Genomic DNA, 24,942 nt, shown 5'->3' on the forward strand with positions numbered 1-24,942 from the left:
TGCCGCACAGGTTCCCTTTTCCTGGCCGACGCGATGCTTCGGCGCGGAGGGCGCCGACGGTCGTCTTGTGAGCGGAATTCACACGAAATCGCAATCGAATTCGATTTGCGGCGCCGCGCGGCTCGGCTATGCTGGTGCGGATGCGGGCCCCGCCCGCCGCCGTCCTCTTTTCCGACCCGGCAGAAACTGCCAGTTCCGTGGAGCAAGACATGCAATTGATTGGAATGCTGGATTCCCCGTACGTGCGTCGTGTGGCGATCTGCCTGAAGCTGCTGGGGCTTCCCTACGAACATCGCTCGTTGTCGGTGTTCCGTACGTTCGACGAATTCTCCGCGATCAACCCGGTCGTCAAGGCGCCCACGCTCGTGGCGGATGACGGCACGGTCCTCATGGATTCGACGCTCATCCTTCAGTACCTGGAATCGCTGGTCGACGCCGAACGGCGCCTGGTGCCGATGGCGCCCGAGGCCAGGTTGCGCGCGCTGCGACTCACGGGCCTCGCGCTCGCCGCATGCGAGAAATCGGTGCAACTCGTCTATGAGCGTGAATTGCGCCCGAGCGAGAAGCGCCACTCGCCATGGACCGATCGCGTGCGCACTCAATTGCATGCAGCGTTTCAGGCCCTGGAGCTGGAGTTGGCACAGGTGCCGCTCGTGGCCACGCCGGACCAGATCGGCGAGCACGGTGTGACGGTGGCGGTCGCGTGGCGTTTCCATCAATTGATGCTGCCGGAGATCGATTTCGGCGATCAGTTTCCCGAGTTGGCCAATTTCTCCGCGCAGGCCGAGGCGCTGCCGGCCTTCCGGGAGACGCCGCCGCTGTAACGCGTGCCGTGCGCGGGTGGGCATGCACCGCGATCGACAAAAAAAGCCGGACGGCAAACCGTCCGGCTTTTTGCGTTGCGCGTCGCATTGGGGCGCTGCGCCGCGGCGGATCAGCTCTTGAGTCGGTACCCCGTCTTGAACATCCAGGCGACGACGGCGAGGAAAACGGCGAGGAAAACGAGCGTCATGCCGAGACTCACGCCGACGCTCACGTCGGCCAGCCCGTAGAAGCTCCAGCGAAATCCGCTGATGAGATACACCACCGGATTGAACAGCGTGACGGTACGCCAGAACGGCGGCAGGATGCTCGTCGAGTAGAAGCTGCCCCCGAGGAACGTGAGCGGCGTGATGATGAGCAGCGGCACGAGTTGCAGTTTTTCGAAGCCGTCGGCCCAGATGCCGATGATGAAGCCCAGCAGACTGAAGGTCACCGCGGTGAGCACCAGGAACAGAATCATCCACAGCGGATGCTCGATGCGCAGCGGCACGAAGAGTGCCGCGGTGCCCAGCATGATGACGCCCAGAACGATCGACTTCGTGGCCGCCGCGCCGACATAGGCGCACACGATTTCCATGTACGACACCGGCGCGGAGAGCACCTCGTAGATCGTGCCGGTGAAGCGGGGGAAGTAGATGCCGAACGACGCGTTGGTCACGCTCTGCGTGAGCAGCGAGAGCATGATCAGCCCGGGCACGATGAACGCACCGTACGGCACACCCTCGATCTCGGGAATGCGCGAGCCGATGGCCGCGCCGAATACCACGAAGTACAGCGAAGTCGAGATGACCGGCGAGATGATGCTCTGCATCAGCGTGCGACGCGTGCGCGCCATCTCGAAGTTGTAGATCGCCCTGACGGCGTAGAGATTCATGGCGCGACTCATCCTTCTTTCTTGTGCACGAGCGAGACGAAGATGTCTTCGAGCGAGCTCTGCGTCGTGTGCAGATCCTTGACCGAAATCCCGGCGCGTTCCATGTCGCGCAACAAGGCGGCGATAGACGTCTGTTCGATGTTCGCGTCGTACGAGAAGACCAGTTCGGTGCCGTTATCGTTGAGCACGAGCCCGTAGGCGGCGAGGGCGTCGGGCACGGCGGACAGCGGCTCGGTCAGTTGCAGCGCGAGCTGCTTGCTGCCCATGTGGCGCATGAGTTCCGTCTTCTCCTGCACGAGCGTGATCTGACCGCCGGTAATGATGCCAATCCGGTCGGCCATTTCCTCGGCTTCTTCGATGTAGTGCGTGGTCAGGATCACGGTCACGCCGGTCTCGCGCAGCGACTGCACGAGGCGCCACATGTCGCGCCGCAGCTCGACGTCCACGCCCGCGGTGGGTTCGTCAAGGAAAAGCACACGTGGTTCGTGCGAGAGCGCCTTGGCGATCAGCACGCGCCGCTTCATGCCGCCCGAGAGCTGCATGATGCGGCTGTCCTTCTTTTCCCAGAGCGAGAGCGCGCGCAGCACCTTCTCGATGTAAGCCGGATTCGCGGGCTTGCCGAACAGGCCGCGCGAAAACGAGACGGTGGCCCACACCGACTCGAACGAGTCGGTCGTCAGTTCCTGCGGCACCAGACCGATGGCTTCACGCGCGGCACGATAGTCCGTGATGATGTCGTGGCCGTCGACGGTCACGGTGCCCGAGCTCGGGCGCACGATGCCGCAGATGGTGCTGATGAGGGTCGTCTTGCCGGCGCCGTTCGGGCCGAGCAGGGCGAAGATCTCGCCGCGTTCGATTTCCAGGTTGATGTTCTTCAGCGCCTGGAATCCGCTCGCGTAGGTCTTCGACAGATTCTGGATTGAGATCACGGATGGCATGGCGGCGACGATAGCACAGGCGTGAGAAACACGTGAGGCAGACGTAGGGCAGCCGTGGAGCACGCGCGCAGGGTTGCATTCTGCCCGGGCCCGGGTGCCGGGCGCGGCGTGGGCGAGCGCCGCGGCGACGCACGTGCGCGCCGCCGGGGTTCGCGTTCGGGAGCGAAGCGCGCGCGAATCGGGGGCGCCGTGGTCGCCGCGCGCCCCCGACTCGTGGCTTCAGGCGGTCATGCCTTCAGCCCTTGGGCATCTCCTTCGGCACGATCACCATCCAGTTCATCCCGAACTTGTCCTTGACCATGCCGAACGACGTGGCAAAGAACGTCTCGCCGAGCGGCATGTTGACCTCGCCGCCGTCGGCCAGGGCGTTGAACGCCTTCTCGGCGGCGCTCGCCTCGGTGAAGTCGACCGACAGCGAGAAGCCGTCGAACTTGGGCTTGCCGCTCACCATGCCGTCCGAGGCCATCACCATCGTGTCGCCGATGTGGAACTCGCCGTGCATGATCTTTTCATCGCTGCCCGGCGGCAGCATGCCTTCGGGGCAGCGCTCGGGACTCTCGCCGTAGCGCATCATCATGCCGCGCTTCGCGCCCAGTGACTTCTCGTAAAACGTAATCGCCTCTTCGCAACGACCTTCGAAAAACAGATAGGAATGGACTTGCATGGAGCGCTCCTCGTGATGTCCGGAAAAGCGGGGGCGGACCAGCCGGCGGCTGGTGAACGCCCGCGCAGGGGAATGCAGCAGCGATGCGTGCTACAGGCGGAAATACGACTTCGACGACTTCAATGACTTCGCGTTGTGATGCTCCTCGGGCGGCACCGCGTCGAGCGTCGCGAGCGCCGGGGAGTCATGTCCGGGACGCGTGCCAGCTTTCCCCGTGCGCATTGCATCCAGCCATGCGGTGTGGAATGCACGAATGGCAGCGTTGTCGCCGTGTTGGGAATACGTCTCAACCATAGTGCCTCCGCGTGAAAAGCGTGGATGTCGATGCAATGCAACTTGTCTTTGTGGACAGTGTACACAAACAATAGCAGACATAATGGACACTGTCCACAAGGGGTAGTCATGACAGAACAAGAGACGGTCACGGGGCCAGCACGCACGACTTACCGCCACGGCGACCTGCGCCGGGCGTTGCTGGATGCCGGTATCGCGCTGGCGCGCGACGGCGGACCGGACGCTGTGATCCTACGCGAGGCGACGCGTCGTGCCGGGGTGGTTCCCAATGCGGCGTACCGGCACTTCGCGAATCGGCAGGCGTTGCTCGATGCGGTGCGCGCGGCGTCGCTCGCGGCGCTGGCCGTGGGCATCGAGCGGGAAATCGCGGCGCTCGACGCGCCGTTGCAAGACACCGTGGCGCATGCGCGGGCGGTGCTGCGTGCGGTCGGCATCGGCTATCTGCATTTCGCGAGGGCGCAACCGGGCCTGTTTCGCACCGCGTTCGCGCCATCGGAGAATGTGCGCTCCGCCGGCGGGCCGGAGAAGGCGGGGGCGAGCGGCCTGAATCCGTTCGAGCTGCTCGGGGCGGCGCTCGACGGCATGGTGGCCGCCGGGATCATCGACGCCGGGCAGCGTCCCGGTGCGGAGTATCTGGCCTGGGCGGCGGTGCACGGACTGGCGGTGCTCGTCATCGACGGCCCACTGCGCGATCTTCCCGACGATCAGGTCGACGGACTGGGCCAACGGCTCGTGGCGATGGTCGAGAAGGGGTTGTAACGATCCGTCGTGGCCCAACTGCGGCTCGCGGCATTGCCGTGACCTCGCCGACAATCCCCGTCAAGGATTGACGAGGGTGTTGCATGGGTGTCGGGAGGGTGTCGGGAGGGCGCGGCGAAGCCGTCGCGAGGAGCGTGATGGGCGGGGGGATCAGGGTGAGGTCAGCCGTGGCGTGAGCAAATCGGCCAGCCAGTTCATGAAGGCCTGCGCGCGGCGAGGCAGATGCCTGCGATTCGCGTACAGCAGGGTCACCGCCAGCGGCTCGGCCTGAAACTCGGGCAATACCTCCTGCAAGGCGCCGTCGGCCAGTAGTGCGCGTACACCGCTTTCCGGCGCCTGGATCAGTCCCAGGCCGGCGAGGCACGCGGCCTGATAGGCGTCGGCATTGTTCACCGTGAGCACGCCTTCCATCGGCCACTGCGCATAACGTTCGCCGTCGAAATACTCCCAGCCGGCCGGGCGCGTGCCCAGCGTGGTCGTGTAGTGAATCAGCCGATGCGCGCCGAGATCGTCGAGCGTGCGCGGCACGCCGAAGCGCTCGAGATACGCGGGACTCGCCACGTTGACCTGGCGCATGCGCCCGAGCGGCCGGGCGATCAACGTGGAATCGGCCACGGCGCCGACACGCAGCACGCAGTCGAACCCCTCGCGCACGAGATCGACGCGGCGGTCGGTGCTCGACAGCTCGATGCGCAGTGCGGGATGTTGCGCCAGAAAAGTCGGCAACTGCGGGATGACGGTCGTGCGTGCCAGCGTCGCCGGCAGGTCCACGCGCAGGCGTCCCGTGAGCGCCTGGCCGCGCGCGACGAACATCGTCTCCCATTCCTCCATGTCGGCGAGCAGGTCCTTGCATCGCTCGACACACGCCTGACCGTCCTGGGTGAGTTGCACGCGACGCGTGGTGCGATGCAGCAGTCGCGTGCCGAGCTTCGTCTCGAGCTGCTTGATCGCATTGGACACGCTCGCACGCGGCAGGCCAAGACTGTCCGCAGCCTGGGTGAAACTGCCCGTTTCCGTGACGCGCACGAAGATGCGCATGGCGTCGAGTTGATGCATGGGAGGCGGTGATTGTTATCCGAATTTGATCAGTGTAATTAAATTCAGCAGGTTTATTGGTGAAATTCGTTGCAATAGCATGTTGAACGTACCGCGGCATCCGAAGCCCATTGCTGCAACGGCGGACGCAAATCTGGCGACAGGTCCGTCGAAGGCAAAGGCATCGGAAAGCGAAGGCCGTCGGCATTGTTCAACCGGGCGTTGCGAGCGTGCAGCGTCCACGTTTTCAGGAGCCTCACCATGACCCGCAAGATTGTTCTCATCACCGGTGGCAGCCGCGGCCTGGGCCGCGCATCGGCGCTCGCCGCCGCGCGTCGCGGCATCGACGTCATCCTGACCTATCGCAGCGCACGTGCCGAAGCCGATGCCGTGGTCGCCGAGATTGCAACGCTGGGTGCGAACGCCGTCGCCCTGCCGCTGGACGTGTCGGACGCGTCGCAGTTCGCCCCGTTTGCCGCGCAGGTCGGGCGTGTGCTGCGCGAGGTCTGGCAGCGCGACACGTTTGATTTCCTGCTCAACAACGCCGGTACGGGTTTGCATCGGGCGTTCAGCGAGACGACCGAAGCGCAGTTCGACGAACTGGTGCGCCTGCATTTGAAGGGGCCGTATTTCCTCACGCAAACGCTACTGCCGCGGATCGCCGACGGTGGGCGGATCCTGAACGTCTCCAGCGGGCTTGCCCGCTTTTCGCTGCCGGGGGCGTCGGCCTACGCGATGATGAAGGGCGGCATTGAAGTGTTCTCGCGTTATCTGGCAAAGGAGTTGGGCGCGCGCGGCATTCGTGCCAACACGATCGCGCCGGGCGCCATTGCCACGGACTTCAACGGCGGTACCGTGCGCGACAATCAGGGCGTCAATCAGATGATCGCGGCCAATACGGCGCTCGGACGCGTGGGGGAAGCCGACGACATCGGCGGCATGGTGGCGGCGTTGCTCGCGGACGAGACCGGCTGGATCAACGCGCAGCGCATCGAGGCGTCGGGCGGCATGTTCGTGTAATGCAAACGATGTCGGCGCTGGCGGCCGCGCGGGTTCACGGATCAGTGTGCGATGCGGCGTGAGCGCATCGATCCGGACCAGGCGACCGCGCCGACAATGCACACGCCGCCCACCGCCATCCTGAGCGTGGGCGACGTGCCGAACAGCACCCATGCGAAAGCGATTGCGTAGACGGGTTCGAGCGCGATGACCACCGCCGCCTGACTGGCCTTGACCGTGCGCAGCGCGTGAATGAACAGCGTATACGCGAGGGCGGTGCACGCCACGCCCAGGCAGGCGAGCCATCCCCATTGCACGGCCGGCAGGACGAGCGCTTCGCGCCACGCAAACGGTCCGAGCACCAGCACGATACCCAGGCATTGCCACCAGCTCGCCTGCAACGGCGAGGCCCGCGCGCCGAGTACACGGTTCGACAGCGCGATGACGGCATAGATGGCGCCGGACAGCACGCCCCATGCGAGCCCCACGGTCGCCCCGGCCCGCCAGTCGAAGGCCGGCGTGACGAGCGCGAGTCCGACGCAGACCAGTGCGATCACGCCTGCGTCGGCCAACGTGGGACGCTCCCGGCGCAATGGCCACTCGAGCAGGATCGCAAATGCCGGGAAACAGGCAAAACCGAGCGTGCCGACGGCCACGCCTGCCGCCTTGATGGCAAGAAAGAAGGCGAGCCAGTGCGCCGCGAGCAGCACGCCGGCCACGATGAGCCTTGCTGCGGCACCCGCCGAGACACCTTGCCAGGGAGCGCCGCCCGCCAATCGCGCGGCGCCACGCATGCCGGCGAGCCCCACGAGAGCGATGGCGCTCAACGCGAGCCAGGAAAAGAGTCCGCGCCCGAAGACGATCAGCGTGCTGCTGGCGGCGATGTGCTCCCCGAACAGTGCGGACGCGCCGAACAGCATGGCGGCGGCATGCAGTGCGACTTGCGGACCGGCCCCGCCACGCGGGTGCGGCGAGGCTTGCGCGGCGTCGAGGGGTTTTGCCGCGCGGCCGCTCTCAGGCATCGCCCGACTTTTCGGATTTGGCGGAAGCGTCGGTGGTATCGGGCACCGGGATGGCCGTCGTGTACATGACCTGCTTGAGCGCGAAGCTGGAGCGAATGTTGCGGATGCCGGGAATGCGCGAGAGACGGTCGGTGATGAGGGTTTCGTAGGCACTCATGTCGCTCACCATGACCCGCAGGAGGTAGTCGGCGTCACCGGACATCAGGTAACACTCCATGACGTTCGGCAAGGCCGTGACGGCGGCCTCGAAGGCGTCGAGGCCATCGCGATTCTGATTCTCGAGGGTGACGTGAATGAACACGTTGATGTGCAGCCCGAGTTTGGACGGATCGAGCAGCGTGACGCGCTGCCGGATGTAGCCCGCCGCTTCGAGGGCCTTCACGCGCGCGAGACAGGGCGAGGGCGAGAGATTGACCCGCGAGGCGAGTTCAACGTTGGTCAGGCGGGCGTCGGCTTGCAGTTCCCGCAGAATCTTCAGATCAATGGCGTCGAGTTCCATACCACTTGTTCCATACCACTTGGCGCGCGCGCCCCGGATGAGGGACGGCGTTCCATTCAATAAGCCGCTCGGTTGGCGACAGTGCCGCAATACTAGCCTATTTGTTCCGGGCCCCGCGCGCGATATCACGCGAGCCCGCATGTCACCCGTGTAAGGATCGGAAATGTTGTATTTCCGTGTTGTTGCCGTCAATGGCTGACAACATTTGTTGACGCGGCGCGGAGGTTTGCTAATATCCCGAAACTTAAATGAGAACGTTAACGATTCTCATTAAAAATAAAGATTTCGACAGTCACACGGGAATTCAAGCATGTCTTTTGTTCACGCCCCTCGGACGTTGCGCGCCGCGCGCAACGCCGCAGCACCGGTTACGCATTGCACGCCATTGGCTCGTCCGGCGCCCCGCAGCGCATTGGCGCCACTGGCACTGGCCACGTTGCTGAGCTTTGCCGTTGTTCCGGCCTTCGGACAGACGCCGGGTACCGTCGGCAATGCCGACGCGAGCTCGGCCGACACCGCCTCGCAGGCGACGCTCAAGGCCACGACGGTGACGAGTTCGGCGCTGCGCGAGACGCCGCAGAATCTCAAACAGCCGGTGCAGGCCGGCGCGCTCGGTTCGCGCAGCCAGCTCGACACGCCGTATTCGACCACCGTCGTGAGCCAGGAGCAGCTCGAACAGCGCCAGCCTGCCAAGCTCGGCGACGTGTTCGTGACCGACGCGTCGGTGACTGACGGCAGCAACGCCTTCGACGCCTGGGCCGGCTACATCTTCGTGCGCGGCATGCCCATCGACTGGCAGTCCGGCTTCAAGCTCGACGGCCTGCCGGTGATGACCTACGGCGTGACCATGCCGTACGAACAGTTCGATCGCGTGGAACTGCTCAAGGGGCTGTCCGGCTTCATGTACGGTTTCGTCGCTCCGGGCGGGGTAGTGAACTACGTGACGAAGAAGCCGACCGACGAGCGTATCGCGAGCGTCGACGTGGGCTTTCATTCCGAAGGCATCTGGCGTGAGCATGTGGATCTCGGCGGCCGCGCGGGACCGAACGACATGTTCGGTGCGCGTTTGAACTACACGCATGAAGAGGGGCGGACGTACACCGACGGCAACCTCAATCGCGACACCGTTTCGGTCGCGCTCGACGCGCGCATCACCCGCGATCTCACGTGGAACTTCGGCGCGATGTATCAGGATCGGCGCGCCACGGGCACGTCCCCCTCGCTCTCGACGTACAACTTCTCCGGCACGCAATTGCCTGGTCCCGTCAATGTGTCCAATGCGAATCTGCAAACGCAGGCCACGCATCTGAACACGATCACGCAGTTCTACACGACCGGTCTCCAATACCAGATCAATCCGGATTGGAAGGTCTCGGCGAACTACGCGTACAACAAGTCGACGCGCGATCGCAACGAAGCCACGCTGTATCTGCTCAATGGCGCGGGCGACTTCAGCGGCCAGAACGATCTGGGCGACGAAAACAATACGTTCCGCGCCTGGCAGGTCACGGCCGAAGGCAAGGTGCGCACCGGCCCGTTCACCCATCAGTTGACGTTCGGCCTCGCCTCGCAGTATCAGACCAACGACTACGCCTATCTCTACAGCCCGAGCTATACGGGCAATCTGTACCAGGGCACGTCATACCAGTATTACGGCGACGGCACGACGCTCAAGGCGCAACGCTCCAGCGCCATCGAGCAGCGCTCGGTGTTCGCGTCGGACACCGTGCAACTGACCGAGCGCTGGTCGGTGCTCGCGGGCGGCCGCTTCACGAATTACAACCAGACGAACGCGCAGGGCGTGTCGACCTACTCGACCAACGGCGTGTTCACGCCGACGCTCGCCGCCATGTACAAGCTCGCGCCGAACACCACCGCGTATGTCAGCTACGTCGAAGCGCTGGAGGCAGGAGAAGTGGTCGGTTCGACCTACGCGAACGCCGGGGCGGTGCTCAACCCATTCAAAAGCCGCCAGTACGAACTCGGCGTGAAGACCGAGCAGTCGACGTGGAGCACGACGGCGTCGATCTTCCGCATCGAGCGCGGCGCCGTCTATACCAACAGCGCCAACGCGCGCGTGGCCGACGGTCAGTCGATCTACCAGGGGATCGAGATCGCGGGCTCGGTGAAGCTCGGACCGCAGTGGACGCTCGGCGCGAGCGCCATGGCACTCGATGCCTGGTACGCGCGCACGGCCAATGGCTTCGACGGCAATCGCGTCGGCGGCGCACCGCGCTTCGTGCTCTCGGGCAACGTCGAGTACAAGATTCCGTACGTGCCTGGCCTGTCGGTCGGTGGCGACATTCGCTACAACGGGCGCACGTCGCTCAATCCGCAGAACTCGCTCACGGTGTCGGGCTACACGCTCATCAACCTCGGTGCGACGTATCGCACACGCGTGGCCGGCAAGGATGTGACGCTGCGCGCCGCGGTGAGCAACCTGACCAATCGCCAGTATTGGGAGTACCAATACGACAATTACATCAAGCCGGCCGACCCGCGCATGATCAGCCTGAACGCGAAGATCGACTTCTGAGGGTGCTGCGTCGCGCCGGTATGGGCGACGCACGACCGACGGAATCTTCCTGGCAACAGCGGCCCGCGGGGCCGCTGTTGCGGATTCGTGGGTGCCGGGCGGACGAAGGCTATGACGACCATCGAAAATTTCAATCGACCCGGCATATCGAAATGCTTGACTATCTACCTATCGATAGATAAAGTTCGTTTCATGAACCGCACGACGACACCGACCGCTGCACCGACCGTGAGAGAGCAATTGCTCGATCACGCGCAGACGTTCCTGATGACGCGAGGCTACAACGGCTTCAGCTACCGGGATCTGGCCGAGCGTGTCGGGGTGAAGACATCGAGCATCCACTATTACTTCCCCACCAAGGAAGATTTGGTACTCGAAGCGGTGAAGGCGTATGACGCGGCGATCGCGCAGGACGTAGCGGGCATCGACGAGGCGTTGCCGGCGCAGCGCAAGCTGAGCCTGTACGCGCAGGGTTTCGGCCGTATCGTGGCCGACGGTCATCGGATCTGCCTGTGCGGCATGTTGGCCGCCGACATCGAAACGTTGCCGGAGACGGTGCGCAACGCGGTCCAGCGCTTCTTCGCATTTCATGAATCATGGCTGGCGCGCGTGTTGGCGGATGGCGTGGCGCAGGGAACAGTGACGCTCACGTCGTCACCCGAAGCGACGGCGCGGGCGTTGTTTGCCGGATTCCAGGGCAGCGTGATGGCCTCCCGGCTGTTTCGGGCGCCGTCGAGGCTGGAGGATGTGGTGGCGTCGGTCTGTGGTGTTGGTTGATGCCACGACACCGTCGGAGCGCGTGACAACGGCGCCGTGAGGCGGGAGTCCATCTCCCCTATTTTTGTGATTTGATATCTATCTACTGATAGATAAATTTGTGTGATCGAAGGAATCGGGACGCGTTTCGGCGACAGGCCGATGGGGCGTCACGATGCGGGTGCCGGAGGTGCATCAGGATCGTCGACGGTGTTTGCGTGCGGCGCGGACGCGGCCAGCGACCGGGCGTGTGCGGCACATCGGTACCGTCGACGCGGGAACACACGCGTGCGAAACGCGTCATGACGTGGGTTCGACGCGCGTTTGTATGTCAGGTTGGATCGTTCGGCCGGCAGAGGTTGCCGCGATGGCACGTCAGGCCGCTGCGATCGAAGTTTGGAAGTGAAATTTTCTACTTACCAGGAGTTCGTCATGTCGATCGAAAAAGTGCTGTACACCGCTCATGCCACCGCTACCGGAGGCCGTGACGGCCGCGCCGTCTCCTCGGACGGCGTGCTCGACGTCAAGCTTGTGGTGCCCAAGGAAATGGGCGGCCCGGGCGTTGGCGGCACCAACCCGGAACAACTTTTCGCCGCGGGCTATTCGGCCTGCTTTCTCGGCGCGCTGAAGTTCGTCGCCGGCAAGGAAAAGATCGCGTTGCCGGCCGAGACCAAGATCGACGGCAGCGTCGGCATCGGCCAGATCCCGACCGGTTTCGGCATCCAGGCGGAGCTCAAGATCAGCGTTCCGGGCGTGGACCGCAAGGTCGTGGAAGACCTCGTGCAGAAGGCGCACATCGTGTGCCCGTACTCGAACGCCACGCGCGGTAACATCGACGTGACGCTGACGGTGGTCTGAGGTTGGCGGCCCACGGGGCCGTCGATTGCGGTAAAGGAAAAAGGGCAGCCGGTTGGCTGCCCTTTTTGCTTTGCGTCTATTGGGTCTTGACTTCGACCTTGATGCCGTCGGGCAGCACCGTGATGGCGCCCGGTTCGACGTCGCGTCCGCCGTAGCGCAATTGCTCCGGCCTGAAGGTATAGATCGGATACTGATCGAGGACCTGCTGCGCGACGGTGCCGCCGATCGCGGTCAATTGCTGGCCGTAGGCGGGTGGCATGCCGTTCACGTCGACCCGCTCGACGCTCGGATGGTCGAGCAGCACGGCGCGTCGGACAGGGTCGTATTTCAGTGCGCTCGAGATCGCCAGCGTGCCCTGGAGCGGCTGGCCTTGCAGCAGGATGTTCTTCAGTTGCGCGTCGACCTGCGTGTTGACGCGGTTGGCCTGCGGATTGAAGCCGATCTGCGGATGCGTCAGCTCGACGGTGAGCAGTTGGCCGTAGTTGAGCGTGGTCGGGAATCGCTTGTCGACGGCGCTCTCGATGTCCTTGCGCGTCATGGTGTATTCGCCGGTCCAGATGTTGTAACCGGCATCGGCTCGTTGCATGCGCGACGCGAGCGCCAGGCCGAGCAGGCCGGCGAGCCCGATGCGCAAGACTTCGCGACGCGACGCCGTGAGTTGTTCGGCCTCGACCGGGGACGTAGCCCGCGCCAACCAGGGCGATGGAAGCGAGCGGGGGAGCGAAGGCGGGCGGCGGGTGGTCATGTGGCGAAGGTCCGGGAGACGGAGACGGAGACGGGGACGGGGACGGGCGGGGCGCGGCGGTGCCTGAGTCGTCGATAGCGATATGACTCGCGCGGCGGCGAATCGTTCGGCCTGCGCGAGCGCGCCGCCTGTCGGGCCGATCAGTAATGCGGTGGGATTTCGTGGCGCGGGTTGCCGTCGTTGCCGCCCGGGCCTTGCGAGAGCATCTGTTGGTAAAGCGCCTTGAACTGCTTCTGCAGCAGGTCGATTTGCTGCTCCTGCCGTGTCACGATGCCGTTGAGCGTTTCGAGCAGGTCTTCCTGAAACGCCGTCTTGATTTCGAGTTCGACGATGCGGGCTTCCAGCGATTCCATGAACTTCTCCGTTGAAGGCGGCATTGTAGGCCATTGTGCGGTGACGCATGGCCAGCGCGCCCGGCATAATCGCGTCATGAAAACCTTTGCGCTGTATGTCGTCACCGCGGTGGCGGAAATCGTGGGCTGCTATCTGCCGTGGCTCTGGCTCCGGCAGGATCGCAGCGCATGGCTGCTGGTGCCGGGCGCGGCGTCGCTGGCGCTGTTCGCCTGGCTGCTGACGCTGCATCCCGCCGCGGCCGGCCGCGTCTATGCGGCGTACGGCGGTGTCTACATCACCGTGGCGATCGTGTGGCTGTGGTGGGTGGACGGCGTGCGTCCGACCTCTTGGGACATGGCCGGGGTGACGGTGGCCCTGGTGGGCATGGGCCTCATCGCCTTCCAGCCGCGCTGAGCGCGGCTCACGGCACCCCATCCATCACACCGCTGTCGTACGCCCCGGATGCGCGCGTGCTGTTCCGCCAGCCTTCCCGCGAGCGCCCCGGTATTGACGCCCGCGACACGTTCACGGGGTTCGCACGCGGTACGTACATCGCTGCCCGCCCGCGAGGATGTGCGTCTCGCGAGAGACGGTGCCACGCTCGCCGATCAGTTCCTGAAACAACTCCAGCTCGGTGCGGCAAAAGCCCTGGCAGGTCTTGGCGGCGGCGCAGATCGGGCAGTGGTCCTCGATGAGCAGCCAGTCGTCGCCGTCACGCTCCACTCGCGCCATATAGCCCTCGGCCGACCGGATCTCCGCGAGCTTGTCGAGCCGCGCCTGCAGTCCCTTGAGCGGATCGACGGCCTGCTTGTAATGCAACCGCGTGTCCGCGGCGCGCTGGGTAATGAGCCGATCCAGCCCATCTTCGCCGAACAACTGACGGATCGATCCGATCAATTGGATCGTGAGATGCGAGTGGGCGTCGGGGAAGCGGGCATGCCCGGCTTCCGTGAGCATCCACGTCTGACGTGGGCGACCCGCGCCGCGTGAGGGCGTCGTCTGACCAACGAGCAGGCCGTCCGACACCAGCCGCTGCACCTGCTGGCGTGCAGCCTCGGCCGTGATCCCCAGCGCCGCGGCGACCTCCGCCGTCGACGCCGGCCCCTGCGTTTTCAACCAATGCAGGACGCGCTCGGGCCCCGCGCCGGTCGCCGATGGGACTGCCCTATTATCCAAGTGGTTATTTGTGTAATTCATGGTGCGGCATGTAATATCCAAGAACTTACTTGCATATTAGTCGCCCGAGGGGTGGCTGTCCATCCATGACAACGAACACGACGAATTCCGGGACGCCGGGCTGGCGGGATCTGTTGAGCGGCAACAACGGTTGGCGTTCGCTCGCGCTGGCCGGCGGGGTGGCGCTGCATGCCACCAATGTCTATGTGTCGACGACGGTGCTGCCGTCGATCGTTCGGGACATCGGCGGGCTCGACCTGTACGCGTGGAACACGACGCTTTTCGTGGTGGCGTCGATTCTCGGTTCGGTACTTGCCGCAACGTTGATGGCGACGTTCGGACCGCGCATCGCCTATGGGATGGCACTGCTCGGCTTCAGCGCGGGCACGATCCTGTGCGCGGCGGCGCCGACCATGCCGTGGATGCTTGCGGGCAGGACGCTGCAGGGTTTCGGTGGCGGCATTCTGCTCTCGCTCAGCTACGCCCTGATCCGCATTGTCTTTGTGCCGTCGTTGTGGTCGAGGGCGATGGGACTCATCTCGGGCATGTGGGGGGTGGCCACGCTTTGCGGCCCGGCGTTGGGCGGCATCTTCGCGCAGTTCGGGCATTGGCGCTGGGCCTTCTGGTCGCTGCTGCCGGTCGTCGTGGGCCTCGGACTCATCATTCGGGTGCAGGTGCCCGCCGGACGCGCCATGGCAGCCGGTGCGGCATCACCGCGCAGCGACGAGGCGCAGGTCATTCCGTGGTTCAAGGTCATCTTGCTGTGCGCGTCGGCGGTTGCGATCTCGCTCGGCGCGGTGGTTACCTCGCATCCGCTTGCCGCCGCGTGGATGGTTGCCGGACTGGCGCTGGTCGGATGGCTCGCGCACCGAGAGCGAAGTGCGCGACATGCGTTGCCGCGCCTGATGCCGACCGGCGCCTACTCGTTGCGCACGCGCCTGGGGGGCCTCTACGTGGCCATGGGCCTGCTCGGGCTGGCCATGACGAGCGAGATCTACATCCCGTATTTCCTTCAGACGATTCACGGGCAGACGCCGTTCGCGGCCGGCTACCTCGCCGCCCTCATGGCGGCGGGCTGGTCGGTCGGATCGATGACGAGTGCCGGGCGACAGGGCGATGCGGCCGAGCGGTGTGTGCGTCTCGGACCGGTGATCGTCGCGATCGGCATGTTCGCACTCGCCTGGTTGCTGCCGCAGCGCTCTCTCTTCGAGAGCACTGCGGGCGCGTTGAGCCTTGGGGCGGCGCTCTTCGGCGTCGGCATGGGCGTGGGCATCGGCTGGCCGCATCTGCTCACACGGGTGATGACCGCGGCACGTCCGGGCGAAGCACATCTCGCGTCCGCCTCGATCACCACGGTGCAGTTGTATTCGATGGCGCTGGGCTCGGCGCTCGCGGGACTGGTCGCCAATTCTGCCGGGCTCGCGGACGGTGCGCTCGAGGCCGCGCAGCGTGCGTCGGTCTGGCTGTTCGCACTCTTCGCGCTCGCGCCGGCCGGTGCGGCGATCGTTGCATCGCGTGGCAAGGCCGCCGCGCGCGTTTCGGGACAGGAGGCATCATGATCGATCGCATCACCGCCATGCGCACGTTCGTTCGCGTCGCAGAAGTGGGCAGTTTCACCAAGGCGGCGGCCTCGCTCGATCTGCCGCGCGCGACGGCGACCACGCAAGTGCAGCATCTCGAGCGCTGGTTCGGCGTGGCGTTGTTCACCCGCTCGACTCGGCGTGTGGCGCTCACGATGGAGGGCGCGGCCTACTACGAGCGGTGCGCCGCGATTCTCGCCGACGTGGAGGAAGTCGAATCGGGGTTGTTCGGCGCGCACGTGCAACTGCGCGGGCGGCTCGCGGTGGTGTTGCCGCCGGTGATCGCCCGTGAAGTGGTGATGCCGTCGCTCGCCGAATTCCAGTCGCGCCACCCGGGCCTGGATATTGCACTGGATGCCACGCCGGCGCACGGCGACTGGCGCGGTGACGGCGTCGATTGCGGTGTGGTACTCGGTGAGTTGCCCGATTCACGCCTCGTCGCTCGCCACCTGGGCGATTTGCCTCGCGTGACGTGCGCGAGCCGGCGCTATCTCGACGTGCATGGCACACCGGAAGACCTTGACGATCTTGCCAAGCATACCTCGGTGAAGTGGCGCTCGGCGCCTGCCGAGTCGCTGACGGTGCCCGCCTCGCCGACGTCGACACCGGCCGCCGACGAGGCGGGCACGGCCGGCATGACGCTCGCGACGCCGACCACGCGATGCGGCGATCTCATGCTGATGGTCGGCTCGCGCGCCACGTGCGTGCGCACACGGGGGCAGCTGCACGTGGGCGACGAAGCCGCCTATCTTGCCGCGGGTCTCGAAGGGCTCGGGCTGATTCAGCCGACGGTGCTGGCGGCCGCGCCCTATCTCGCGTCGGGGCGTCTGGTGCCGGTCCTGCCGAATTGCCCGCCGCCTGCGCTACGCCTGTCCGCGGCGTATCCCGCGCAAAAGCGTGTGTCACCGCGCGTGAGGGCATTCGTCGACTGGCTCGCGCAGATCTGCGAGCCGTTGGGGCATGGCGGCCGTGGCGGGGCTCAGGCGTCGCCCCGGCCCGCCGAGCCAGGCGTGCCGGCGGAGCCGGGTGTGGTGGGCGTGGTGGGCGTGGTGGCGCTACCGCTGCCGGAAGGCAAGGCATCGAGCACGCGCCGTTCGTTCACGCTACCGGCGTAGTGATTGCGCTTCTCCTCATACATCAGCAGATCGGCGCGTTGAACAGTGGCTTCGAGTCGTTCGCCGGCTTCGCAGGTCGCCATTCCCATCGAGAACGAGAGCGGCGTGCCGGGATAGAAGGAGTTGTTGAGCTCGACGAGTTGCCGGATGCTCTCCATGACGGCCGCGCCGCCCGTGGCATCGGTCGACGGCAGTAGCAGCGCGAACTCGTCGCCACCGATGCGCGCGGCGATCTGCGGTGCCACGACCGCCTTGCCGAGCACTTCGCCCGCGCGGCGCAGCAGACCGTCGCCGGCGGCGTGACCGAGTTGATCGTTGACAGCCTTCAGGCCGTTGAGGTCCGCCACGACGACCGTCACCGGATACGGTCCCTTGCGTTCGAGCCGGTTCAGTTCGTCGACATAGAACGAGCGGTTGCGCAGCTTGGTCAGTACGTCGTGCTTGCCGAGGAACTCGAGATACGACTCGGCTTTCTTGCGCGCGGTGATGTCGGTCAGCGCGACGAGCACGAGATCCCACCGCGCCTCGTGCCCCGGGAGCACGGCGAATTGCAGGTGGACGTTGATCTCGTTGCCGTCGAGCGCGTAGTTGATGACTTCGCGTTGCTGAAAGAGTTTGTTCTCCCACAAGTCGATCAACTGCTCGCGGAAGTTGTGGCGCATGTCGTCGCGAAAGACGTCGGGCAGGCGAGCGAGCAGGGTGGCCTTGTCGGGCGCGACGAACATGGCGAGGGTGTGGCGGTTCACGTCGAGCACGTGGATCTCGGTCATGCATCGCTCGACGAACTCGGGGTGTACGTCGGTGAAGGTCCGGAAGTCGGTGATGCCACGCGAGCGGGCGTCGTCGAGCAGCAGCTTGATGGCGCTGAAGTCCTCCACCCATAACGAGACCGGCGAATACTCGAACAAGCCTCGTGCGTACTGTTCGCCCATCGTCACGCGCTCGCGGGCGTGTTCCAGTTCGGTGACATCCTCGAGCGAGATCAACACCCGCGCGAGCGTGGCTTCGTGGCCGGGCAGTACCGAGCCGTTGAGCAGCACGTCGAGCCGTCGGCCGTCGAGCGTGTAGTTGACGGTCTTGCTCGTGAATTGCGTGCGGCCGTCCCACAGTTGGCACAGCTCTTCGATGTGCGTCTTGAGCATGTCGTCGCGGAACACGCGCGGCAGGTTCGCCACCAGCGTGTCGAGCGACGGCGCGTTGAACATGCTCAGGGTGCGCCGGTTGACCTTGACGACGCGAATGCGCTGCGAACACGCCGACACGTGCCCCGGATCGGACTTGAAGTGCGCGCGCAGATCGGTCACGCCTTGCGCGCGCCATGTGTCGAACATCTGCTTCACGCCGCTGAAGTCTTCGAGCCAGAGCGAAACCGGCGCGAGGTCGAACATCAGGGCGTCGTCATTCGTCACGCCCGTGGCGCCTTGTGCGAGATTCGACGGGCTCGTCTGCGCGAGTTCGGTCGCAGCGCGCGAGGGCACTTGAGGGGGTACGGCTGGCATGGCGTCCGGCATGTGGCACCTGGGAGTCTGGTCGCGCTTTATGGGATCTGATCAACTCGCCATTCTACGGGCAATCCGGGCCGTGCCACAGCGCGGGCGTCGGTCTACAGCAACGGTGCGCCGGTGTCGCGTTTGACTTCGCGCAGCGACAACATCGATTCGATCGACGAAACGCCGGGCAGGGCGCGCAACACATCGCGCGTGAACATTCCGTAGTCGTCGAGGTCGGTGGCGACGACGCCGAGCAGATAGTCGGCGCTGCCGGAGATGTTATGGCAGGACACAATACGATCGATCGCCTGCACCTCGCGCTCGAACTGCTCGGAGAGCGAACGATCGTGCACGGCGAAGCGTACGTGGACGAATGCCGTGACGCCCAGGCCCAGTGCGCGATACGAGAGTTCCGCCCGGTAGCCGGTAATGTATCCCTCGGCTTCGAGCCGCTTCAGGCGTCGCGCGCAGGGAGTCTCGGAGAGCGACACGCGCTCGGCGAGTCGCGCGTTGGAGATGCGGCCGTCGCGTTGCACGATGGCCAGGATCGCCCGATCGATGGCGTCGAGTTCGTTCATTGTGGGTATCCCGCTACGAAAAGCTGCTGCAAAGATGGCATTCCACCACGAACCGCGGCTTCCGGATAGTGTTGCCCTCGTCCGTATGGACTACGGCGAGTGGCGAGCTGGAACCGAGGGTGTCGGGGGATTCATCTATCGTTGGTGATATGTTGGTGGTTATCGCCAATTATTATGGCTTTTTGGCGTGAAAAACGCCATGTAATGCTCATGATTTGGCGGGATCATATCGCTATTCTCGATCGCACGGGTCGTCAGGGGAAAAGTCATGGTTTCGCTGCAGTTGCTCACGGTCTTCATTGGCGCGCTGGTGGTCGTCTACGCATTGCCGGGGCCCGACATGGCGCTTGTGATGCAAACGAGCATGACGCGCGGGGTGCGGCACGGACTGGCGACGGCGGGCGGGCTGGCCATGGCACGCGCAGGACACGTGACACTGTCCGCCTGCGGTGTGGCGGCGTTGCTGCGCGCGGCGCCGTGGCTGTTCGAGACGGTGCGTATCGTGGGGGCGATCTATCTCGCCTGGGTGGCGATCCAGATCTGGCGCTCGCCGGCTTTCGGCATCGACGCCGTGGCGCCGTCGACCGATGCACCGCCCCCGCTCTCGCAAGCGGTGCGCCGGGGCGTGCTCTCCAGCGTGCTCAATCCCAAGGCACTGCTGTTCTGCTCGGTATTGCTGCCGCAGTTCGTGCGTGCGGAAGCGGGGCCTGTCTGGTCCCAGGTGCTCGAACTCGGCGTGCTGTTGCTGGTCGTTGGTGCGATTTTCGACGTCACGCTGGCATTTGGCGCCGCGCGCATCGCGCGTTGGCTGCGCACCCGCCCGCTTGCGCAAAAAGTGCAACGCTGGTCGTTCGGAGCGGCACTCATGGCGTTTGCCGTGCGACTGTCGTTAGACTGAAAAGCCGGGCACAATACCTGCTCCCATCCCCAGCCGTTCATGCGCACCAATGTGGTGCGTTTTCGCTGCGACACCGCAATTCAGGGTGCGACACAACGTCGCACCCGTTCAAATTCGCGAACCTTGCCCGATTGCTGCATTGCACAGCGTTTACCGCTAAAAAGGTGTCCATCTGCTTGGAAATCGTCGCGCGCGTACGCGTGAAGGTCGCGCGACACATTGTCGCGCCGGTGGGTGCGCGATGGGCGGCCTAATTAAACTTCGGCATAATGCCGCACCGTGATGGAAGTAAAAGACAAGAAGTCGGACAGTGACTTGAGGTCTGCGGGCGGCGATTTGCCCCGGTTCCCGTCTTTTCGATGACACAGTCGTCGTAGTTCAACCGGTGCAATACCGGCGTGACGACTGCTCCCGTCTCACCTTATCCCTTGCCAACCTCCTGCGACCCTGCATCAGGCCGGTAAGCCCGTGTTGTGCCGTTCGCTGGCCAACTCAACCCTGTCGTGTGACATGAAGAAACACAGAAACCCGCGATTGTTTAGGCTCCTCGCCTTGTGCTCGCCGCTGATTTTGGCCGGCTGCGACATGACGCTGCTCGACCCTAAAGGGCAGATCGGAGTAGAGAACAAGAACCTGATCCTCACGGCCACGTGGCTGATGCTGATCGTGGTGATTCCGGTCATCCTGATGACGCTGTGGTTCGCGTGGAAGTATCGCGCGACCAACAAGTCGGCGCGCTATGAGCCGAACTGGTCGCACTCGACGGCCATCGAGGTCGTGGTCTGGCTCGTGCCGATCATCATCATTGCGATCCTCGCGCGCATCACCTGGGTGTCCACCCACGAACTCGATCCGTACAAGCCGCTGGAAAGCGAAGTCAAGCCGATCACGGTCGAAGTGGTGTCGATGAACTACAAGTGGTTGTTCATCTACCCGGAGCAGGGCATTGCGTCGATCAACGAACTGGCTGTTCCTGTCGATACCCCGGTGAATTTCAAGATCACCTCGGAATCGATCATGAACTCGTTCTTCATTCCGCAGCTGGGTAGCATGGTCTACACCATGGCGGGCATGGAGACGAAGCTGCACCTGATCGCCAACCACGTCGGCGAGTACGACGGGATTTCGGCGAACTACAGCGGCGGCGGCTTCTCGGGCATGCGTTTCAAGACGCTGGCGATGACCGATGGCGACTTCCAGGCATGGGTGACGAAGGTGCGCGAGTCGAAGAAGGTGCTCGACAAGGGCACTTACGCCTCGCTGGTGCCGATGAGCGAGAACACGCCGGTCACGTACTACAGCTCGGTCGACGCGAACATGTTCCAGTCGATCGTGCACGCCCCGATGGCGTCGGGCATGGCGCAGCAGCAGGAAGGCCATGAGAACCACGGCGCCATGGACATGAAGGGCATGGACATGAAGATGGAAATGAAGGGCGCAGGCACCGACGCCGCGACGGCTCCGGCCGCCGCTGCCAACGTGCAGAACGGCCAGTCGATGACCATGGCCATGGACAACGCCGGCGCGCATGCGATGCACGCCGGTGCGGCTGCGCACGCGCATAAGGAGTAAACAACAATGTCAACGCTGTTTGGCAAACTGACTCTCGAAGCCATCCCGTACCACGAGCCGATCATTGTCGGCGCGGTCGGCATGATGGTGCTTGGTGGGCTGGGCATCATTGCCCTGCTGACCTACTTCGGCAAGTGGAAGTACCTGTGGAACGAGTGGGTGACCTCGGTCGATCACAAGAAGATCGGTGTCATGTACGTGCTCGTGGCGCTCGTCATGTTGCTGCGCGGCTTTGCCGACGCCATGATGATGCGTACGCAGCTCGCGCTCGCGCACAACTCGCCCGGCATTCTCCCGCCGGATCACTACGACCAGATCTTCACCGCCCACGGCGTGATCATGATCTTCTTCGTGGCGATGCCTTTCATGACGGGGCTGGTGAACCTTGTGGTGCCGCTGCAGATCGGCGCGCGCGACGTGGCGTTCCCGTTCCTGAACACGCTGTCGTTCTGGTTGTTCGTGGCTGGCGCGGCGCTGGTCAACCTGTCGCTGGGCGTGGGTGAATTCGCGCGCACGGGCTGGTTGGCATATCCGCCGCTTTCGGGCATTCAGTACAGTCCGGGCGTGGGGGTGGATTACTACATCTGGGCCTTGCAGATCTCGGGTCTGGGGACGTTGCTCACCGGGGTGAACTTCGTCGTCACGATTCTGAAGATGCGTGCGCCGGGCATGAACCTGATGAAGATGCCGATCTTCACGTGGACTTCGCTGTGCACGATGGTGCTCGTTTGCGCTGCGTTCCCGGTGCTCACGGTGACCCTGGCGCTGCTGTCGCTGGACCGCTACCTCGACTTCCATTTCTTCACGAATGAGTTGGGCGGCAACCCGATGATGTACATCAACCTGATCTGGATCTGGGGTCACCCGGAGGTGTACATCCTGATCCTGCCGGCGTTCGGTATCTTCTCGGAGATCATCTCGACGTTCTCCGGCAAGAAGCTGTTCGGCTACAAGTCGATGGTGTACGCGACGGCCGCGATCATGGTGCTGTCGTTCCTCGTGTGGGCGCACCACTTCTTCACGATGGGCTCTGGCGCGAGCGTGAACGCCTTCTTCGGCATCGCGACGATGATCATCTCGATCCCGACCGGCGTGAAGATCTTCAACTGGCTGTTCACGATGTACCGTGGTCGCGTGCAGATGACCACGCCGGTGCTGTGGACGCTGGGCTTCATCGTCACGTTCGTGATCGGCGGCATGACGGGCGTGCTGCTGGCCGTGCCGGGCGCCGACTTCGTGCTGCACAACTCGCTGTTCCTGATTGCTCACTTCCACAACGTGATCATCGGCGGCGTGCTGTTCGGCTACATCGCCGGCATGAACTACTGGTTCCCGAAGGCGTTCGGCTTCAAGCTCGACGAGCGCCTGGGCAAGGCCAGCTTCTGGTGCTGGCTGATCGGCTTCTACCTCGCCTTCATGCCGCTGTACGTACTGGGCCTGATGGGCATGACCCGTCGCCTGAACCACTACAGCAATCCGGAATGGCAACCCTGGCTGATCGCCGCGCTGATCGGTGCCCTGTTCATCGCTGCCGGTATCGGCTTCCAGGTGCTGCAACTGGTTGTCTCGATCAAGAACCGCAAGGCACTGGCCGACACCACGGGCGACCCCTGGAATGGCCGTACGCTGGAGTGGATGACCTCGTCGCCGCCGCAGTTCTACAACTTTGCCGAAGAGCCGCGCGTGCACGACGTCGACGAGCTGGCCTATCGCAAGGAACACGGCATCAAGGGCGATCTGAAGACGAGCTACGCTCCGATTCACATGCCGAAGAACACGGGCGCCGGCTTCATCATCAGCGCGTTCTCGCTGGTGTTCGGTTTCGCTGCCATCTGGCACATCTGGTGGCTGGCCATCGTTGGCTTCGTGGGCATGATCGTGACGTTCATCTGCCGCAGCAATAACGATTCGATCGACTACTACGTGCAGTCGCCGGAAGTGGTGGCCATCGAAACGGCCCACCATCAGGCACTGGCCGCAGCAGCAAAGGCTTAATCATGACGAGCGAAGTTCTCAAACACTCTGGCGCGCATGCCGATGCGCATGCGCATGACCACGCGCACCACGACACCGGGGGCAACACCATCTTCGGTTTCTGGGTGTACCTGATGACCGACCTGGTGCTGTTCGCGGGCCTGTTCGCCACCTTCGCGGTGCAGCGCAGCGCCACGGCGGGCGGCCCGACGGGCCATGAACTGTTCGACCTGAAGTTCGTGCTGGTCGAAACGTTCATCCTGCTGTTCTCGTCGATCACCTACGGCTTCGCCATGGTGGGCCTGCACAACGGCAAGAAGGGCGCCGTGCAGGGCTGGCTGGCGATCACGTGGCTGCTGGGCGCGGGCTTTATCGCGATGGAACTGTACGAGTTCCACCACCTGATCCTCGAAGGCGCCGGCCCGAACCGCAGCGGTTTCCTCTCGGCCTTCTTCGCACTGGTGGGCACCCACGGTCTGCACGTGGCCTCGGGCCTGCTGTGGATGGCCGTGCTGATGTTCCAGATCGGCAAGAAGGGCCTGACCGCGACCAACACCACGCGTCTGCAGTGCCTCTCGCTGTTCTGGCACTTTCTGGACGTGGTCTGGATCGGCGTGTTTACGGTCGTGTACCTGATGGGAGCCATGTAAATGAGCAATAGCAACTCGGTGCAGTCGCACGGCCACGAGGCTGGCCACAACGCCGCCGGCGGCAGCCACGGCAGCGTGAAGTCGTACCTGATCGGCTTCGTGCTCGCAGTGATCCTCACTGTGGTGCCGTTCAAGCTGGTCATGGACGGCACGATGCCGCCGTCGACGGTGCTGCCGCTGATTCTCGGCGCAGCCCTCGTGCAGATCATCGTCCACCTCGTCTACTTCCTGCACATGGACCGCTCGTCGGAACAACGCTGGAACGTGATGGCCTTTGCGTTCACGATCCTCATCGTGGCCATCGTGCTCGTCGGCTCGCTGTGGATCATGCACAACGCCAACTCGCTGATGATGCCGGGGATGTAAGTCTTCCCCGGGCTTGCCTGCAGTTCCGGTAAGCGAAAAGGCAGCCTCGGGACGCTCCGGGCTGCCTTTTTTTATTGCGCTTTTGCGGTGGGTTGCGCTTGTTGAGGTGTCTCGGTATGCAAAAAAGGCAGTTCGAATCGTCGAACTGCCTTTTTTGCTCACACGCTCCCTGTTCGTCGACACCGCCCGGGCATTCCCCCTTAACGTCCTCCCCATCCCCCGTACCCGCGGCGCTTGGCGGCACCCTGACTGCGCTCCACCTTAAAGTCGCTCCGTCAGGGCACCGCCAAGCGCCGCTCACGCATCCTCGACCTCACAGTCCCCCACATGAATCCACCGCAAGCGGGCGCGCCCCGCCCCCGGTGTCGTCGCATCGCTAACGTTGACACATCGGATCGGGGGCCGCCCG

25 protein-coding genes and 1 pseudogene are annotated in these 24,942 nt (G+C 64.2%); 14 read left to right on the top strand and 12 right to left on the bottom strand.

Annotation, left to right across the window (positions count from 1 at the left end):
* Positions 1 to 209 precede the first annotated feature (209 nt).
* Positions 210 to 824: a glutathione S-transferase gene (locus W930_RS0114685; RefSeq protein WP_023871897.1), complete on the top strand. Its 615-nt coding sequence runs from the start codon at positions 210 to 212 to the stop codon at positions 822 to 824.
* A gap of 110 nt (positions 825 to 934) precedes the next feature.
* On the opposite strand, the gene W930_RS0114690 is transcribed toward W930_RS0114685, so the two are convergent.
* From W930_RS0114690 to W930_RS0114705, 4 genes are all read right to left on the bottom strand, one after another.
* Positions 935 to 1,696, bottom strand: coding sequence for an ABC transporter permease (locus W930_RS0114690; protein WP_023595006.1), 762 nt, complete (start codon positions 1,694 to 1,696; stop codon positions 935 to 937).
* 8 nt (positions 1,697 to 1,704) lie between these two features.
* Positions 1,705 to 2,634 (bottom strand): ABC transporter ATP-binding protein, encoded by a 930-nt coding sequence (locus tag W930_RS0114695; RefSeq protein WP_023595007.1) that lies wholly within the window; start codon positions 2,632 to 2,634, stop codon positions 1,705 to 1,707.
* Between the two features lie 235 nt (positions 2,635 to 2,869).
* The gene (locus tag W930_RS0114700) at positions 2,870 to 3,298 is read right to left on the bottom strand and encodes a VOC family protein (protein WP_023595008.1); all 429 of its coding nucleotides are present in this window, start codon (positions 3,296 to 3,298) and stop codon (positions 2,870 to 2,872) included.
* 90 nt (positions 3,299 to 3,388) lie between these two features.
* Positions 3,389 to 3,592 carry a hypothetical protein gene (locus W930_RS0114705; RefSeq protein ID WP_023871896.1) on the bottom strand — a complete coding sequence of 68 codons (204 nt, stop codon included), beginning with the start codon at positions 3,590 to 3,592 and terminating at the stop codon, positions 3,389 to 3,391.
* A 108-nt stretch (positions 3,593 to 3,700) separates the two neighbouring features.
* Between W930_RS0114705 and W930_RS0114710 the strand changes: the two genes are divergently transcribed.
* The gene (locus W930_RS0114710; protein WP_023595010.1) at positions 3,701 to 4,351 is read left to right on the top strand and encodes a TetR/AcrR family transcriptional regulator; all 651 of its coding nucleotides are present in this window, start codon (positions 3,701 to 3,703) and stop codon (positions 4,349 to 4,351) included.
* Between the two features lie 150 nt (positions 4,352 to 4,501).
* On the opposite strand, the gene W930_RS0114715 is transcribed toward W930_RS0114710, so the two are convergent.
* Positions 4,502 to 5,407: a LysR family transcriptional regulator gene (locus tag W930_RS0114715; RefSeq protein ID WP_023871895.1), complete on the bottom strand. Its 906-nt coding sequence runs from the start codon at positions 5,405 to 5,407 to the stop codon at positions 4,502 to 4,504.
* Between the two features lie 240 nt (positions 5,408 to 5,647).
* On the opposite strand from W930_RS0114715, the gene W930_RS0114720 reads away from it, so the two are divergent.
* Positions 5,648 to 6,406: an SDR family NAD(P)-dependent oxidoreductase gene (locus W930_RS0114720; RefSeq protein WP_023595013.1), complete on the top strand. Its 759-nt coding sequence runs from the start codon at positions 5,648 to 5,650 to the stop codon at positions 6,404 to 6,406.
* A gap of 41 nt (positions 6,407 to 6,447) precedes the next feature.
* Here the strand turns inward: W930_RS0114720 and W930_RS0114725 are convergent, their stop codons facing one another.
* Positions 6,448 to 7,407 carry a DMT family transporter gene (locus W930_RS0114725; protein WP_023595014.1) on the bottom strand — a complete coding sequence of 320 codons (960 nt, stop codon included), beginning with the start codon at positions 7,405 to 7,407 and terminating at the stop codon, positions 6,448 to 6,450.
* Entirely contained in the window at positions 7,400 to 7,906 is a 507-nt protein-coding gene (locus W930_RS27555) for an Lrp/AsnC family transcriptional regulator (RefSeq protein WP_023595015.1), read from the bottom strand. Before W930_RS27555 ends, W930_RS0114725 begins: the two co-directional genes overlap by 8 nt.
* A gap of 310 nt (positions 7,907 to 8,216) precedes the next feature.
* On the opposite strand from W930_RS27555, the gene W930_RS0114735 reads away from it, so the two are divergent.
* The 3 genes from W930_RS0114735 to W930_RS0114745 all read left to right on the top strand — a co-directional run bounded on the left by W930_RS0114735 (position 8,217) and on the right by W930_RS0114745 (position 12,056).
* Positions 8,217 to 10,442, top strand: a complete 2,226-nt coding sequence (locus W930_RS0114735) for a TonB-dependent siderophore receptor (RefSeq protein ID WP_080685342.1) — start codon at positions 8,217 to 8,219, stop codon at positions 10,440 to 10,442.
* A gap of 192 nt (positions 10,443 to 10,634) precedes the next feature.
* Positions 10,635 to 11,219, top strand: coding sequence for a TetR/AcrR family transcriptional regulator (locus W930_RS0114740; RefSeq protein WP_023871892.1), 585 nt, complete (start codon positions 10,635 to 10,637; stop codon positions 11,217 to 11,219).
* A 411-nt stretch (positions 11,220 to 11,630) separates the two neighbouring features.
* Complete coding sequence (locus W930_RS0114745) at positions 11,631 to 12,056, top strand: organic hydroperoxide resistance protein (RefSeq protein WP_023595018.1); 426 nt, start codon at positions 11,631 to 11,633, stop codon at positions 12,054 to 12,056.
* A gap of 76 nt (positions 12,057 to 12,132) precedes the next feature.
* Here W930_RS0114745 and W930_RS0114750 read toward each other — a convergent pair whose 3' ends face one another.
* Positions 12,133 to 12,801: a DUF1439 domain-containing protein gene (locus tag W930_RS0114750; RefSeq protein ID WP_080685338.1), complete on the bottom strand. Its 669-nt coding sequence runs from the start codon at positions 12,799 to 12,801 to the stop codon at positions 12,133 to 12,135.
* A gap of 140 nt (positions 12,802 to 12,941) precedes the next feature.
* On the bottom strand, positions 12,942 to 13,145 hold the full coding sequence (locus W930_RS0114755) for a SlyX family protein (RefSeq protein WP_023871891.1): 204 nt from the start codon (positions 13,143 to 13,145) through the stop codon (positions 12,942 to 12,944).
* 85 nt (positions 13,146 to 13,230) lie between these two features.
* Between W930_RS0114755 and W930_RS0114760 the strand changes: the two genes are divergently transcribed.
* Positions 13,231 to 13,548 (top strand): YnfA family protein, encoded by a 318-nt coding sequence (locus W930_RS0114760; protein ID WP_023871890.1) that lies wholly within the window; start codon positions 13,231 to 13,233, stop codon positions 13,546 to 13,548.
* A 111-nt stretch (positions 13,549 to 13,659) separates the two neighbouring features.
* On the opposite strand, the gene W930_RS0114765 is transcribed toward W930_RS0114760, so the two are convergent.
* The gene (locus W930_RS0114765) at positions 13,660 to 14,310 is read right to left on the bottom strand and encodes a metalloregulator ArsR/SmtB family transcription factor (RefSeq protein ID WP_309475334.1); all 651 of its coding nucleotides are present in this window, start codon (positions 14,308 to 14,310) and stop codon (positions 13,660 to 13,662) included.
* Between the two features lie 86 nt (positions 14,311 to 14,396).
* Between W930_RS0114765 and W930_RS0114770 the strand changes: the two genes are divergently transcribed.
* Both W930_RS0114770 and W930_RS0114775 read left to right on the top strand, forming a co-directional pair.
* Complete coding sequence (locus W930_RS0114770; RefSeq protein WP_023871889.1) at positions 14,397 to 15,869, top strand: MFS transporter; 1,473 nt, start codon at positions 14,397 to 14,399, stop codon at positions 15,867 to 15,869.
* 17 nt (positions 15,870 to 15,886) lie between these two features.
* Positions 15,887 to 16,822: pseudogene (locus W930_RS0114775) on the top strand (LysR family transcriptional regulator); the annotation flags it as partial.
* Between the two features lie 47 nt (positions 16,823 to 16,869).
* Here W930_RS0114775 and W930_RS27560 read toward each other — a convergent pair.
* Positions 16,870 to 18,393 carry a sensor domain-containing diguanylate cyclase gene (locus W930_RS27560; protein WP_235195544.1) on the bottom strand — a complete coding sequence of 508 codons (1,524 nt, stop codon included), beginning with the start codon at positions 18,391 to 18,393 and terminating at the stop codon, positions 16,870 to 16,872.
* 215 nt (positions 18,394 to 18,608) lie between these two features.
* Entirely contained in the window at positions 18,609 to 19,073 is a 465-nt protein-coding gene (locus tag W930_RS0114785; protein ID WP_023595026.1) for an Lrp/AsnC family transcriptional regulator, read from the bottom strand.
* Between the two features lie 268 nt (positions 19,074 to 19,341).
* Here W930_RS0114785 and W930_RS0114790 point away from each other — a divergent pair, with 268 nt between their 5' ends.
* The 5 genes from W930_RS0114790 (at position 19,342) to W930_RS0114810 (ending at position 24,533) form a co-directional block, all read left to right on the top strand.
* Positions 19,342 to 19,971, top strand: a complete 630-nt coding sequence (locus W930_RS0114790) for a LysE family translocator (protein ID WP_023871886.1) — start codon at positions 19,342 to 19,344, stop codon at positions 19,969 to 19,971.
* A 510-nt stretch (positions 19,972 to 20,481) separates the two neighbouring features.
* Entirely contained in the window at positions 20,482 to 21,543 is a 1,062-nt protein-coding gene (gene cyoA / locus W930_RS27565) for a ubiquinol oxidase subunit II (protein ID WP_023871885.1), read from the top strand.
* Between the two features lie 15 nt (positions 21,544 to 21,558).
* Positions 21,559 to 23,538 (top strand): cytochrome o ubiquinol oxidase subunit I, encoded by a 1,980-nt coding sequence (cyoB, locus tag W930_RS0114800; RefSeq protein ID WP_023871884.1) that lies wholly within the window; start codon positions 21,559 to 21,561, stop codon positions 23,536 to 23,538.
* Between the two features lie 2 nt (positions 23,539 to 23,540).
* Positions 23,541 to 24,167 carry a cytochrome o ubiquinol oxidase subunit III gene (locus W930_RS0114805; RefSeq protein ID WP_023871883.1) on the top strand — a complete coding sequence of 209 codons (627 nt, stop codon included), beginning with the start codon at positions 23,541 to 23,543 and terminating at the stop codon, positions 24,165 to 24,167.
* Entirely contained in the window at positions 24,168 to 24,533 is a 366-nt protein-coding gene (locus W930_RS0114810) for a cytochrome o ubiquinol oxidase subunit IV (protein ID WP_023595031.1), read from the top strand. It abuts the gene before it with no gap.
* Positions 24,534 to 24,942 lie beyond the last annotated feature (409 nt).

The sequence above is a fragment of the Pandoraea sp. E26 genome, from assembly GCF_000681415.1.
Lineage (GTDB): Bacteria > Pseudomonadota > Gammaproteobacteria > Burkholderiales > Burkholderiaceae > Pandoraea > Pandoraea pnomenusa.